Here is a 14,077-nt window from a genome sequence, read left to right on the forward strand (position 1 = left end):
TAAAAAGTGTTTTCTCATCTTTTCGGTCGTTCTTTAGAAGCCCGGACATCTGGATGGGCCTGTCCCCTCGATTCCTGCGGGCGACGATTTTTCAGAAAAAAGCGCTTGCAAAAGCCGCGTTAAAAAAAATAGATAAAAAGAAGTTCTATCTATTTATTTTACCCGGAGGGCCGTCAAATGGATCAGATTGTTACGCAAATGGAGCCAAACACGGCGCCGCCTCCGATGAATGGAGCAGATTCGTCGCTAGCAGAAGCTAAAATTATCTATAATTTACCGTTTAATGATCTCCTCTTCCAAGCGCAGCAGGTGCATCGCCGACATTTCGATGCCAACGCCATCCAGATGAGCCGGCTTTTATCCATCAAGACAGGCGGCTGCCCGGAGGATTGCAGCTATTGCAGCCAGTCTGCCCGCAATCCGACCGGACTGAAGGCCTCCAAGCTGATGGAGGTGGAACGGGTGCTGGCCGAGGCGCGCAAGGCGAAGGAAGGCGGCGCGACGCGGTATTGCATGGGCGCAGCATGGCGCAACCCCAAGGAGCGTGACATGGAGGCGGTCGTGGCCATGGTCGAAGGCGTGAAGGCGCTTGGCATGGAAACCTGCATGACGCTCGGCATGCTGACGCCGGAGCAATCCGAACGGCTCGCCGATGCCGGGCTCGATTATTACAATCACAACGTCGACACATCGGAACGGTTCTATTCGCAGATCATCACCACCCGCACTTTCGAGGACCGGCTGGAAACGCTCGCCAATGTCCGCGATGCCGGCATAAAGGTCTGCGCCGGCGGCATTCTCGGCATGGGGGAGACGGTCGATGACCGTATTTCGATGCTGGTGACGCTCGCCAATCTGCCGGTTCCGCCGGAAAGCGTGCCGATCAATATGCTGATCCCGATCCCCGGCTCGAAGCTCGCCAATGCTGACCCGGTCGATCCGATCGATTTTGTCCGCACCATTGCGCTTGCGCGCATCCTCATGCCAACGTCGCATGTGCGGCTTTCCGCCGGGCGCACGGAAATGAGCGATGAGACGCAGGCGCTCTGTTTTCTGGCCGGGGCGAATTCCATCTTCATCGGCGAGACGTTGCTGACGGCGGATAATCCGGGCGAAGATCACGATACGGCGCTGTTCCGGCGGCTGGGTCTGAAGCCGATGGAGCTGCAGCCTGCGGAGGCGGGAGGGTGCCGGTGACCGTTTCGGCGCTCTCTCCTTATGAAGCGAAGCTTGCCGGCCTGCATCGCAAATCGCGGCTGCGCGCGCTCGCCCCTCAGGAGGGGGTCGACTTCACCTCGAACGATTATCTCGGGCTTGCCGATGCGCCCCGGCTGAAGGCGGCGATTGCCGCCGCCATCGAAAGAGGCGTGCCTGTTGGTGCCGGTGGCTCGCGGCTGCTGCGCGGCAACCACCCGGAACATCAGGCGCTTGAAGCGGAGGCGGCGATGTTCTTCGGTTCCGAAAGAACGATCTATTTCGGCAGCGGATTTGCCGCCAATGTCGCGCTTTTCTCTGCCTTGCCGCTTCGGGACGATCTCGTGCTTCACGATGAACTGATCCATGCCAGCGTGCATGATGGAATTGCGGCGGGCAAGGCGAAGGCTGTCGCCGTGCCGCATAATCAGGTCGAGGCATTTGAGCGGGAAATAAACCGCTGGCGGCAGGCGGGCGGCAGGGGCCGCCCATGGATCGCGGTGGAAAGCCTCTACTCCATGGATGGAGACCGGGCGCCGGTTGCGGCCCTTGCCGATCTTGCCGAGCGGCACGGCGGCTTCCTCGTCGTTGATGAAGCGCATGCCACCGGCATTTTCGGATCCGGCGGGCGTGGTTTTGCTGCCGAACTGGAAGGCCGGGGCAATGTCGTGGCGCTGCATACCTGCGGCAAGGCGCTTGGCCTTTCCGGCGCGCTTCTGAGCCTGCCTGCGGTTCTTGCCGATTACCTCACCAATCGCGCCCGCGGTTTCATCTATTCGACAGCGCCGTCCCCGCTGATGGCCGCAGCCGTGCGTGAGGCCTTGCATATCGTTGCCGACGAGACCTGGCGTCGGATACGGCTGGAGGAATTGGTAAACTTCGCCGGTGAAGAATTGCACGCCCGACTTGGTATGGCACCCAGCGGCTCGCAGATATTGCCTGTCTTGATCGGTGACAATGCCCGTGCGCTGAGGATCGCTGCGCGTCTGCGTAGTGGCGGTTTCGATGTACGTGCGATCCGCCCGCCGACTGTACCGGAAGGCACGGCGCGCCTGCGCATATCGATCACGCTCAATGTGGATGAAAGTCAGATCGCGGACATGATCGGGCTGCTCGCCGCTATTACGGAGGAGGAGCGATGAGCCCTCGTTTCGTCGTTTCCGGCACCGATACGGGTATCGGCAAGACAGTCTTTTCGGCAGCGCTGGCCCATGCCCTGCAAGCGTATTACTGGAAGCCCGTGCAATCCGGGCTGGAGGAAGAAACCGACAGTGAGGTTGTGGAACGGCTGGGCGGCGTGCCCCGCGCGCGCATCCTGCCGGAAAGCTATCGTCTGAAAATGCCGGCCTCACCGCATCTTTCGGCCCGCCTTGAAAATGTGACGATCGATCCCGAACGTCTGTTTCCGCCGCAGACGGACGGACCGCTGGTGATCGAAGGGGCAGGCGGCCTGCTGGTGCCGCTCACCGACACATTATTATTTGCCGATATCTTCGCCCGCTGGCAAATTCCGCTGATCCTGTGCACCAGGACGTCACTTGGCACCATCAACCATACGCTGCTGTCGCTTGAGGCGCTGCGGCAAAGGGTAATTCCGGTGCATGGCGTTGTGTTCATCGGCGACGAGAACCGGGAAAATCAGCGCATCATCGCCGATATCGGCAGGGTTCGTTCGCTTGGCCGGTTGCCTCACCTGCCGTCGATGAGTGCGGACACGCTACACCAAACATTCGCTCAACAATTTGATCTCGCTGATTTTCTGGAGGTGCCGGCATGAGCCGTTCCCCTGTCTGGCACCCTTTTACCCAGCATGGGCTGGAACCGCCGATGAAACGCATCGTCTCGGCGGAGGGCGCCTATCTGGTCGATGAGAACGGCAAGCGGCTGTTCGATGCCATTTCATCCTGGTGGGTCATCACCCACGGCCACCGGCACCCCGCGATCATGGCAGCCATTCGCGCGGCGACCGAGGCCTTCGACCAGATCATCTTCGCCGAATTTTCCCACGAACCGGCGGAAACGCTGGCCAAAGGGCTGATCGAACTTGCCCCCGCCGGGTTGGAACATGTGTTTTATTCCGATAGCGGCTCGACCTCGGTGGAAGTCGCGCTGAAAATGGCGCTCGGTTATTTTCATAACCGCGGTGAAAAGCGCGACCGCATCGTGGTCATGGAGCACGGCTACCACGGCGATACGATTGGGACCATGTCGACGGGCGAGCGCGGCGTGTTTAATGCCGCTTATGAACCGCTGCTTTTCGGCGTCGACCGGCTTGCTTTTCCGGAAGCGGAGCGCGGGCAGGAGACGCTCGACATGTTCGAGAGCTTCTGCCGTTCGGGCCGTATCGCCGCCCTGTTGATCGAGCCGCTGGTTCTCGGTGCCGGTGGCATGAAGATTTATGGTGCGGATGTTCTGGCCGGGTTGAAACAGATCGCTGAACGCCACGGCTGCCTGCTCATCGCTGATGAGGTGATGACGGGCTGGGGCCGAACCGGAAGCATGTTCGCCTGCGAGCAGGCCAGGATTTCGCCGGATATTCTGTGCACCTCCAAGGGGCTTACGGGCGGTTCTCTGCCGCTTGCGGCAACGCTGTGCACCGGCGACATCTTCGATGCGCATTTTTCAACCGACCGCCGCAAGACCTTTTTCCATTCCAGTTCCTATACCGCCAATCCGATTGCCTGTGCTGCTGCCGTCGCCAATCTGCAGGTCTGGCGCGATGAGCCGGTGGCGCAGCGCATCGGGCAATTGCAGGAAGCCTTGCATGCTGAACTCGGGCGATTTGAAGGGGACGGGCGTTTCGGGAACATCCGCCAGGCGGGAACCATAGCGGCTCTCGACCTCGACGTGCCTGCCGGCGGTTATCTCGCCGAGGCTGGTCCTCGCATGCGGCAATTCTTCCGCGAGCGCGGGCTGATCATCCGCCCGCTCGGAAACGTCATTTATCTGATGCCGCCCTATTGCACGACGGCAGACGACCTGACCTACGCCTTTGACGCCATCGATGAAGTGGCCTCGATCGTGAATGACGCCGCTCCGGCCAAATCGCGCGCCACTGGGACCGCGTGAACCAGACATCCGCATTTTCCAAGCGTTCGGAAAGGCCTGACAATGCAGACACGTTCTTCCCGCATGGCCGGCTTCGGACATGCCGTCCCCGCGCGATGCGTCGGCAATGCCGAAATAGAAGCGCGTCTTGGGCTGGACGCCGGCTGGATTGAGCGTCGGACGGGTATCCGCACGCGTTATTGGGCCGGAGAGGGCGATACGTTAAGCGGGCTTGCGGAAAGAGCCGGCCGTTTGGCGCTGGAAGACGCCAAGATCGGCTCTGACGATATTGCACTGACATTGCTGGCAACCTCGACACCGGACCATCTTCTCCCGCCTTCCGCACCGCTGCTTGCCCATCGCCTCGGCCTGAAACGTTCCGGCGCTATCGATCTTGCCGGGGCCTGTTCCGGTTTTCTTTATGCGCTCACCCTCGCGGATGGTTTTGTCCGCACCCATGGCCGTGCGGTACTCGTCGTCGCCGCCAATATTTTGAGCCGTCGCATCAATCCGGCGGAAAGGGCGAGTGCCGTTCTGTTCGCCGATGCCGCCGGGGCCGTTGTGCTTGCCCCGTGCCGGGACGCTGAGCGTGGCCTCCTCTCCGCCGATCTCGTTTCCGATGGCAGCGGCTACGACCTTATCCAGATAGGGGCCGGCGGCAGCAGCCAGCCTTTCTCCCTTGATATGCCGATTGAAGAGACGCTGATGACGATGCGGGATGGGCGCGAAGTCTTTTCCCGCGCCGTCGCGTTGATGACGCAGACCTCACACCAGGTGTTGCAACAGGCCGGCATAAAAACCGCCAATATCGACCGCTTTGTTCCGCATCAGGCCAATGCCCGTATGTTCGACGCCGTCTGCGGCAATCTCGGCATTGACCGGCAAAAGACGGTGCGCACGGTAGAGACTTTCGGTAATTCGTCCGCCGCCACCATTCCGCTTTCGCTTTCGGTTGCCAATGCTGAAAGACGCTTCGTTGAGGGAGAGACGCTGTTATTGACTGCGGCAGGGGCGGGCCTGACCGGAGGTGCAGTGATTTATCGAGTTTAAGCCAACTCACAAAACGGCAGGCCTCATCGCGCGAACGGGCCTGCGCATGTCATTGCGGCCCCGCTGCTTTTCGTCATAGTCTCAAAGCAAACCGGGAGGCTGCCATTGAACCTCGATGAAAAAGAACATGATGCAACACAGCCAAGACGCTCGATCTGGCCTTGGCTGCTGCTGGCGGTTCTGACGCTTTTGGCCATTTACGCCTATTCAGAAGTGACATCGATGATCGATGATACCGTCAGGCTCTGGAACGACCTCGTGCAACTATTCTGGTGGATTGTCCCGGACCAGTCGCCTTGACGCGAGACCGAAGCGCCGTATGGCGGCTGACAATACGGAGCAATGCAGCGCAATCTGAAATGCCGGACGTGTCGGCATTTCGTTCCGCATAATCATTTGATTTTATATGATAAAATGGTTGGCTGGGGAACCTGGATTCGAACCAAGATCGACGGAGTCAGAGTCCGCTGTTCTACCATTGAACTATTCCCCAAAAGCCTGAAGCGCTTCGGCGCGTTCGCTTTGGTGGGTCGTCATATAGATGATTTATTCAGGGGCGCAAGTCGAAAAAATCGAAAAATGCGTTTTCACTGTTCTTTTGCGTTTCGTCTGCTGGTCAGAGCCGCGCGCGGGTCGAGCGCGGGGTGGAGAGCAGAATGCTTGTCTCGCTGCCGGTGATGCCGGGTACGAGACGGATGCGGCGCAGCACGGCGTCGAAATCGCTGAGCGTTGCGGCATTGAGTTCCAGGATAAGGTCCCAGCGCCCGTTTGTGGTGTGGATTTCGGATATTTCCGGGAAGCCGCCAAGCGTGCGGATGACGCGGTCCGTCACATGGCCTTCAATTTCGATCATCATGATGCCGCGGATCGCGGCTTCCACCGCATCGGCACGCAGGATGACGGTGTAGCCGATGATGGTGCCGTCATTTTCCATCTTTTCGATATGTGACCGCACCGTCGCGCGCGAGGTTTCCGTTTCGATGGCCAGATCGGAAATGCTGCGCCGGCCGTTGTGCCGCAAAAGGGTTACGAGCCGTTCGTCGAGGATATCCATTAATAGTCACTCTGATAAATAGATTTTACCAAACTGATAGCCTATTTCAATAATATTGCCAATATTTGATGTTCATTCCGCCATGTCTCTGTGGTCTAGTAGGGTTCTGTTGAAAAGCGAGGGTTCAAATGGATATCAGGCTGATTGGTGCGCCGTTGCAGATAGGTGCCGGGCAATTGGGATGTGAGATGGGGCCGAGCGCCTATCGCATTGCCGGTCTTACGCGCGCCCTTGAGGATCTGGGCCATCGGGTGGTCGATACCGGCAATGTGACGCCGGCGCCCCTCAAGGAATTCTCCCACCCCAATCCGGCGGTGCATCACCTCTCCGAGACGGTGGCCTGGACGGAGGCGCTGACGGAGGCGGCCTATCGCGAAAGCGATGGCGCATTGCCGATCTTTCTCGGCGGCGACCACGCGATTTCGGCTGGAACCGTTGCCGGCATGGCACGCCGGGTCGCGGAAAGCGGGCGCCCGTTTTTCGTGCTCTGGCTCGATGCCCATACCGACTATCACACGCTGGAGACAACGCGCAGCGGTAACCTGCATGGCACACCGGTCGCCTACTTCAGCGGGCGTGACGGGTTCGCTGGCTATTTTCCGCCCCTTTCCCATGCGGTTCCCGAAGAGAATATTGGCATGATCGGTATTCGCAGCGTTGATCCGGCCGAGAGGGCCGCCCTGGAAGAGAGCGGCATCACCGTTCACGACATGCGCTCGATAGACGAACACGGCGTCGCCGTCCTGCTGCGCGCATTCCTGGCGCGGGTTCAGGAGTCAAACGGCCTCCTGCATGTCAGTCTCGATGTCGATTTCCTTGAACCGTCGATCGCGCCTGCGGTCGGCACCACGGTTCCGGGCGGGGCGACGTTCCGGGAGGCGCATCTGGTGATGGAAATGCTGCATGATAGCGGGCTGGTCTGCAGCCTCGATCTGGTGGAGCTTAACCCGTTCCTTGATGAGCGGGGCAGAACGGCGACTCTGATGGTCGATCTTGCCGCCAGCCTGTTGGGCAAGCGGGTCATGGATCGCCCGACACGGGCTGGCTGAGGGAGGGGCTTATGACGGCAATACCGAACCTCAATATCGTACCTTTCGTCAGCGTCGATCACATGATGAAACTTGTGCTCAGGGTAGGGGTCGACACCTTTCTGCGTGAGCTTGCCGATGCAGTGGAGGAGGATTTCCGCCGTTGGGAAAGCTTCGACAAGACCCCGCGCATTGCGTCGCACTCCAAAGAGGGTGTCATCGAGTTGATGCCCACCAGCGACGGAACGCTTTACGGCTTCAAATATGTCAATGGTCATCCGAAAAACATGAGGGAGGGCCGCCAGACCGTCACGGCATTTGGCGTGCTTTCCGATGTCGGCAACGGCTACCCGCTGCTTCTAACCGAGATGACGATCCTGACGGCGCTGCGCACCGCCGCCACCTCGGCAGTCGCTGCAAAACATCTCGCCCGTAAAAATGCCCGCTCGATGGCCATCATCGGCAATGGCGCGCAGAGTGAGTTTCAGGCGCGCGCCTTCAAGGCCATTCTCGGCATCGATACGCTGCGGCTTTTCGATATAGATCGTTCGGCCAGCGAAAAATGCGCCCGCAATCTTGCCGGCCAAGGCCTTGCGATCAAGATTTGCGATAGTGCGCAGGAGGCGGTCGAAGGCGCGGATATCATCACCACCGTTACTGCCGACAAACAATATGCGACGATCCTGACCGACAACATGGTCGGTCCCGGCATTCACATCAACGCCGTCGGCGGCGATTGTCCCGGCAAGACGGAATTGCACCGGGATATTCTGCTGCGCTCGGATATTTTCGTCGAATACCCGCCGCAGACGCGCATCGAAGGCGAAATCCAGCAATTGCCGGCGGACTACCCCGTCATCGAGCTTTGGCAGGTCATTGCCGGTGAAAAGCAGGGGCGGGTAAGCGACCGGCAGATCACGCTGTTTGACAGCGTCGGCTTCGCGACCGAGGATTTTTCGGCGCTGCGTTATGTTCGGTCGAAACTGGCAGCGACCGGGCTTTATACCGAGCTGGATCTGCTGGCCGATCCGGATGAGCCGCGCGATCTGTTCGGAATGCTGTTGCGCTGCGAGGCAGCGCTCTTCTGAGAGGGAAGGTCGTTCGGCAAGTGCTTTAGTCCGCTTGCCGGCGTTCTTTCCGTCCGACAACATGTTCGCGCCAGATGGTGAAGAGACCGGCGGCAATTACGATTGCTGCGCCCAGAACCATATTGGACGTGACGACTTCGCCATAGACGGTGACGCCGATGATGGAGACGAGCACCAGCTGGTAATAGGAAAAGGGCTGTACCGAGGCCGCATCTGCCAGTTCGAATGCCTTGATCAGGCAATAATGGCCGCTCATGCCGGTAATGCACAGCGCCAGCATCCATCCCCAATCCTGCGGTGCTATGCTTACCCAATAGAACGGACCGACCAGCGTCAGCGCCACCGCACCGGCCACGCCAGTATAAAAGAAGCTGGTCATTGCTGAATCGCTTTTACTGCCGAGCCGGGTCAGGACGCTGTAAAGCGCCAGCATGAAGACGGCCAGAAAGGTGATTAGCAGGCTGTTATCGAAACCTTCGCCATCGGGTTTCAAGATGACGAGAACGCCGATGAAACCGACAAAAATGGCGCACCAGCGCCGCCAGCCCACATGTTCTCCAAGCAATGGCACGGAAAGAGCCGCAACAATCAGCGGCGCGGAGGCGAGGATGGAATGGCTGTGCGCCAGCCCGACAACTGCAAAGGAGAAGATGGAGAAAACGATCTGCACGGCAAGCAGGACGCCGCGGCCAATCTGCAACCAGGGACGGTTGGCCATGACGGCACCACGGATGCCACCGGGTGAAGCAGCGGCCATCAGGAAAACAAAAACGGCGAAGGCCCAGTATCGCAGCATTGCGACGAAGACCGGCGGATAGAAGGTGCCCAGGTGTTTCGATATGCCATCCTGCGCCGCAAAGATCGTGAAGGCGACAAGCGCATAAAGATAACCGGTCTTGTGTGATGGCATAAAAAAACCGCTGTCCGGCTGTTGCCGGCAAAAGAGGATTCGGCGTGAATGAGGTGGGTAACAGCCATATGTGACGGCCTTACCTTGTCAGACAACCTTATTTTCCGAATAGCTGCTATGCAAGTCCGGAAACTGCTCTTTCAATAGGCAGATTGCCGGCTGCGCTAAAGGGCGTTACCGCCGCAACCTCTCTTCGGTCATTCACGGGCTCAACCCGGGAATTCACAGGTTGAAATCATGGACCTTCGGGTCAAGCCTTGGTGTTACGCAGAGTTTCGCGAGCGGTTTTCGCTTATCATCCAAGACGACTTGGTAAAAGGCCCTGTCCGCCGTCAACAATTGTGCGGCGGACAGGGTTCAGCAATACGCCATGACGTTTGCAGTTTTTGCTGCAGCGATCAGCCGATCGTCACGACCGCTTTCGAAGCCACGGATTTGAGCGCGGCGTCGGCCAGTTTCAATGCGATCAGCCCGTCCTTGATGGAAGGGGTCGGTGCGATATTGTTTTCGATACTATCGATGAAAGCGGTAATTTCTGCCGCATAGGCTGCCGTATAACGCGTCATGAAGAAATCATGCAGCGGCGGGCGGGTATAGCCTTCAGCATTGGCTATTTCGATGGAGACAGGTCGCTGGTTTTCGGCCGCTGCCGAACCGAGCGAACCATGCACTTCGATACGCTGGTCGTAACCATAGGTCGCGCGCCGGGAGTTTGAGATGATCGCCTGCCTGCCGCTCTTGGTCGTCAGGATGATGCTGGCGCTGTCGAAATCGCCAAGCGCGCCGATTTCCGGATTGACCAGAACGGAGCCTGTCGCAAACACGCTTTCCACTTCCTCGCCGAGCAGGAAACGGGCCATGTCGAAATCATGGATGGTCATGTCGCGGAAAATACCGCCAGAAACCTTGATATATTCCGCCGGTGGCGGACCGGGATCGCGGCTGGTGATGGTCACCATTTCCACCTTGCCGATGCGGCCATCTTCGATGGCCTTGTGGACGGCCTGAAAGTGCGGATCGAAACGGCGGTTGAAGCCGAGCATCACCTTTGCGCCGGTCTCTTCAACCACCTTGGCGCAGGCCTCGGCCCGGCTCACATCCAGATCAACCGGCTTTTCGCAGAATATGGCCTTGCCGGCGCGGGCGAAACGCTCGATCAGGTCGGCATGGGTGTTGGTCGGCGTGCAGATGATGACGGCGTCGATCGTCTTGTCGGCCAGAACCTCATCGATCGTGCTCACCTTACACTGCGCTTCGTGGGCGATTGCTTCCGCAGCGCCGGCCATGGCATCCACGACGGCAACCAGCTTCGCGCGGCTGTCGGTGGTGATTGCCTTGGCATGGACCTTGCCGATCCGTCCAGCGCCCAGCAGTGCCAATTTCGTAACCATCTTTCCTCCGGTTCCTCACATCTGACCCTCACTCCCGGAAAGACAGAATATGAACGCAAACAATGTTTCGATATGGAATATATGTTCTATTTTGCTAGAGCGACATCCGGGGCGTGTCAAGCGTTTTGACGATGGTTAGACAGCCGAAATTATTCCCCCCGCAAGGCGCATGTTGCGGATGGCGGCCACGGTGGAAAAGCAACCTGGGGCGGGTTGAAAGCCGGTGCCGGCGATCAGTCGATGGAAGATGAAAGGACGGCATTTTGCGGAAAGGCATAAACCTCGACCGGGGTTTCAAGTCCGCGCAGCAGCCACGGCCCCAGATTTTCCAGCTTGTCCCCGTACCCGGCCATACGGACGAATTCTTCGGAAAACAACACGCTGCGGCCGGTTTCCTTGGTCAGCGTTTCAAGCCGAGAAGCGATGTTCACGGCAGGGCCGATAACGGTGAAATCGAGGCGGGTTTTGGAGCCGATATTGCCATACATGACATCACCGACATGGACCCCGATGCCGTAACCCAGCGGGTCGTGGCCCTTCTGGCAATTGATGTCATTGAGGGCAACGAGACTTTTCTGTGCGCTGGCAATGGCTTTCAGCAGGTTTTCACAGGCCTGCGGGTCGCTGAGCGGGAAAACGGCCAGCAGCCCGTCGCCCATGAATTTCAGGATTTCCCCGCCGAACTCTTCGATCGGATCGCACATGGCGTCGAAATAACCGTTCAGCAGCTCGATGACGTCGTCGCGTGGCCAGAGGTCGGAAATATGGGTGAAATTGCGCAGGTCGCAGATCAGGATCGCCGCGCCCACGGTCATGCCGCTGCCGCGCGTCGTTGCCCCATTGAGGATTTTTTCACCCGCATGCGGGCCGACATAGGTCTCCAGCAGGGTGCGCGTCATGCGGTTTTTCAGGCGTATCTCGCTGACCAGCGCGAGCGCCGGCAACAGGTTTTTCAGGGCGAGGACTTCCGCTTCGGTAAAGCCTCCCGCACGGTCGCTGGAAAATGTCGCGACATGGCGTTTGCCGAAAGTGTGTTCGATGGGCCAGGCCAGATAATCCGTCAGCCCGTCAGCCCGCAGTTCCTCATAGATGGTGTAGCCGGGCTCGTCGGCCTCGTCATCATTCAGGCGGAGACGAACTTCGGTGGCGCCCTGATGGATGTCGTTGATGGGGCTGTTCAGATATTCGGGCGTATTTTCCGATCCGTAGCCGTAGGTAGCGATCTCGGCGGATGACATGCCGGCTTTCCACAAAATCCGTGCGCCAAGCCATTGCGGATGACGGATGCGGAAAGCGAGCACACCACGGGCGACGGAAATGCCGCTAGACCGCAATCTGCTGCAAAGCTCGACGAATATTTCGTCGATAAAGCGCTCATCCTTCGTGCCGGTGATGAGCCAGTCGAGGATTTCCGTTTTCTCCGCCGGCCACAATTCATCCAAAGCTGAAGAAACCCGTTCTTCGGTGTTGAGACTAAGCGTCATGACAGGATTCCGGAGGTTGTTGCTGCTCTCGTGCGGGCGGGCCAGATGCCGAACATGGTCCGTGCGGACAACATGTGGTGCCGGGTAACGGAAATGTTAAGAGAGAGGTGCGGAAAATGTTCCGGAGAGATTGGCCGTGTTCAATTGCAAGCGCCGCCCGGATGTTCTCGCGAACATCGTCCCCGGCGGCGCTCAAATTTTATCCGGATCGCCGTAGACGATCAGATAACGGTTTCTACGGGAATATGCAGGGCGGCGGCAACGCGCCTGATGCGGAGCGGATCGCTGTCCGTGCCGTCTTCCAGGGCGCGAATTTCGCTGGTCGTGAGGCCGCAGGTTATTGCAAGCTGCTCGACGGTATAACCGGCGAGATTGCGAGCGGTCAGAACCTTTCTGGCAAAAGGAGCATCTGTTTCTTGATCGGAATCGGGTTGTGAGACTGAAATTGTCATTTGCATCTCCCTCATGATGGACACTTTAATGCGGGCGGCAGAAAAAAGTTGCCGGGCCGAATGCGACCGCGTTGCCGGAGAAGAAATCGGTGCTGCAACGCAGCGAGGAACATAGACGCTTCGTCCACCTACGCAATAGTTAAATTTTGTTAAGATTCGTGATCGCCGCATTCCCGCGGCATTTTTCCGTGGCGAAAATGGGCAGATGAAACGTGATTTTCCGGTCACCGCCGTGCCGTGTCAGAGCAATGAGTGCTACAGCATTCCCCAGGCGCGGAACCGGCCACGGCCCGTTACCTCGCGCAATTCCAGCTGATTGGCGAGCCCGATAGCGCCCTGTGGCGTGGTTCCAAGTTCCCTGACAATCATCGCCGCCGAGACCACCGGTCGGGAGACCACGAGCTCCACCAGCTCAGGCAGGCGGGAGGAGGAGCGCCGGCCGGCCAGCTTGCGCAGCATGCGCTCCCTTGCATGGGTCAGCCTGTCATGTTCCTTCATGCTGGCGAGCGCTGCTTCATGAAAGCTGTCCAGAAGGGCGAGGAGGCGTTGCGTCTGGTTTCTGGCATGCCGCCGCTCGCGTGGAACGGCGCGAAGGCCGGTGCTGAGCGCCGGCAGGTGATCGGGCGCGACAGCCCCGTCGCGCAGAAATGCAGCGGCCAGAAGCCTGCCGAGCCACGGGCTGCGCTGCAGGACCTCTATCATGTTCCAGGCATCCAGCATGATTGCGGTCCGCAGGATCGCGGGCAGTTCCTCCGTCTGGCCATGAACCTGCCGCCATTCCGCCAGCCGTTCCTCCTCGTCCCAGTCGGGATCGTTGACCATCGGATTGGTCTCCTCCCGATGTTGAAGGGGCGCGAGCGTCGTGCCGGCGGTAATGGCGCTCAGTGTTGCGGCGCTTCGAGCCAGAAGCGCGTCCAGCTCGGAAAAAGCCCCGTCCAGCGGTGTTTCACCATCTGTTTCCGGCTCCTCGTTGCTGGAATGATCCGTGGGCCCAGGGGTAAATACCGTCTCGTCGGCGGCAATTGCCGTCTTGCCACGCAGGCGGGAAAGGCCCTGCGCCGTGAAGGCCCAACCCGGTGCATTGGAGAAAATCAGTCGCCTTGACCGCAATATCCGGTGTGCCGCCGTCATTTCGTGCGTCGGCACCCGCACGTCCATGTGGGCATCATGCAAAACCAGATCTTCCATGTGCACGAGTTCGCCATCCACCCACATGGATGAGATCGCATCGGTAAAATCTTGCCTTTCGATAAAGCCATGCTTCATCGGAGACCGGCTGATCCGCTCGTCCAGCCGCGCCAGCGCTTCGCCCGCGCGGGCAGCGGGTATGAGAAGCTTTTCAATCTGGACGTCGGACACATCGTAAATCATTGATATT

Annotated in this window: 14 protein-coding genes and 1 tRNA gene; 8 read left to right on the forward strand and 7 right to left on the reverse strand. The window is 59.0% G+C overall.

Features of this window, described 5'->3' with window-relative positions:
• Positions 1–177: 177 nt before the first annotated feature.
• The 6 genes from bioB (at position 178) to AC1ROR_RS21640 (ending at position 5,592) form a co-directional block, all read left to right on the forward strand.
• Positions 178–1,197 carry a biotin synthase BioB gene (bioB, locus tag AC1ROR_RS21615; protein ID WP_498590694.1) on the forward strand — a complete coding sequence of 340 codons (1,020 nt, stop codon included), beginning with the start codon at positions 178–180 and terminating at the stop codon, positions 1,195–1,197.
• Entirely contained in the window at positions 1,194–2,336 is a 1,143-nt protein-coding gene (locus AC1ROR_RS21620) for an 8-amino-7-oxononanoate synthase (protein ID WP_498590695.1), read from the forward strand. The genes bioB and AC1ROR_RS21620 overlap by 4 nt, the downstream gene beginning before the upstream one ends.
• Positions 2,333–2,971, forward strand: coding sequence for a dethiobiotin synthase (gene bioD, locus AC1ROR_RS21625; protein ID WP_498590696.1), 639 nt, complete (start codon positions 2,333–2,335; stop codon positions 2,969–2,971). The genes AC1ROR_RS21620 and bioD overlap by 4 nt, the downstream gene beginning before the upstream one ends.
• The gene (locus AC1ROR_RS21630; RefSeq protein WP_498590697.1) at positions 2,968–4,263 is read left to right on the forward strand and encodes an adenosylmethionine--8-amino-7-oxononanoate transaminase; all 1,296 of its coding nucleotides are present in this window, start codon (positions 2,968–2,970) and stop codon (positions 4,261–4,263) included. Before bioD ends, AC1ROR_RS21630 begins: the two co-directional genes overlap by 4 nt.
• 42 nt (positions 4,264–4,305) lie before the next feature.
• Positions 4,306–5,292: a 3-oxopimeloyl-[acyl-carrier-protein] synthase BioZ gene (bioZ, locus tag AC1ROR_RS21635; protein WP_498590698.1), complete on the forward strand. Its 987-nt coding sequence runs from the start codon at positions 4,306–4,308 to the stop codon at positions 5,290–5,292.
• 105 nt (positions 5,293–5,397) lie between these two features.
• Entirely contained in the window at positions 5,398–5,592 is a 195-nt protein-coding gene (locus AC1ROR_RS21640; RefSeq protein WP_080838853.1) for a hypothetical protein, read from the forward strand.
• Positions 5,593–5,711: 119 nt separating this feature from the next.
• Here the strand turns inward: AC1ROR_RS21640 and AC1ROR_RS21645 are convergent.
• Together AC1ROR_RS21645 and AC1ROR_RS21650 are read right to left on the reverse strand one after the other, a co-directional pair.
• Positions 5,712–5,785: transfer RNA gene (locus tag AC1ROR_RS21645), tRNA-Gln, on the reverse strand.
• Positions 5,786–5,908: 123 nt separating this feature from the next.
• Positions 5,909–6,346, reverse strand: a complete 438-nt coding sequence (locus tag AC1ROR_RS21650) for an Lrp/AsnC family transcriptional regulator (RefSeq protein WP_035223808.1) — start codon at positions 6,344–6,346, stop codon at positions 5,909–5,911.
• 128 nt (positions 6,347–6,474) lie between these two features.
• On the opposite strand from AC1ROR_RS21650, the gene rocF reads away from it, so the two are divergent.
• Positions 6,475–7,395, forward strand: a complete 921-nt coding sequence (rocF, locus tag AC1ROR_RS21655; protein WP_498590699.1) for an arginase — start codon at positions 6,475–6,477, stop codon at positions 7,393–7,395.
• Between the two features lie 11 nt (positions 7,396–7,406).
• A complete protein-coding gene (gene ocd / locus AC1ROR_RS21660; protein WP_498590700.1) occupies positions 7,407–8,462 on the forward strand; it encodes an ornithine cyclodeaminase in 1,056 nt (351 codons plus the stop codon).
• A gap of 25 nt (positions 8,463–8,487) precedes the next feature.
• On the opposite strand, the gene AC1ROR_RS21665 is transcribed toward ocd, so the two are convergent.
• The 5 genes from AC1ROR_RS21665 to AC1ROR_RS21685 form a co-directional block, all read right to left on the reverse strand.
• Positions 8,488–9,372, reverse strand: coding sequence for a DMT family transporter (locus tag AC1ROR_RS21665; RefSeq protein ID WP_498590701.1), 885 nt, complete (start codon positions 9,370–9,372; stop codon positions 8,488–8,490).
• 398 nt (positions 9,373–9,770) lie between these two features.
• The gene (iolG, locus tag AC1ROR_RS21670; protein ID WP_498590702.1) at positions 9,771–10,763 is read right to left on the reverse strand and encodes an inositol 2-dehydrogenase; all 993 of its coding nucleotides are present in this window, start codon (positions 10,761–10,763) and stop codon (positions 9,771–9,773) included.
• Between the two features lie 233 nt (positions 10,764–10,996).
• A complete protein-coding gene (locus AC1ROR_RS21675; RefSeq protein ID WP_498590703.1) occupies positions 10,997–12,247 on the reverse strand; it encodes an adenylate/guanylate cyclase domain-containing protein in 1,251 nt (416 codons plus the stop codon).
• A gap of 221 nt (positions 12,248–12,468) precedes the next feature.
• Positions 12,469–12,699 carry a helix-turn-helix domain-containing protein gene (locus AC1ROR_RS21680; protein WP_035223798.1) on the reverse strand — a complete coding sequence of 77 codons (231 nt, stop codon included), beginning with the start codon at positions 12,697–12,699 and terminating at the stop codon, positions 12,469–12,471.
• Positions 12,700–12,954: 255 nt separating this feature from the next.
• On the reverse strand, positions 12,955–14,070 hold the full coding sequence (locus AC1ROR_RS21685; RefSeq protein ID WP_498590704.1) for an RHE_PE00001 family protein: 1,116 nt from the start codon (positions 14,068–14,070) through the stop codon (positions 12,955–12,957).
• Positions 14,071–14,077: the final 7 nt, after the last annotated feature.

Source organism: Agrobacterium sp. GW821-FHT14E08, assembly GCF_058803865.1.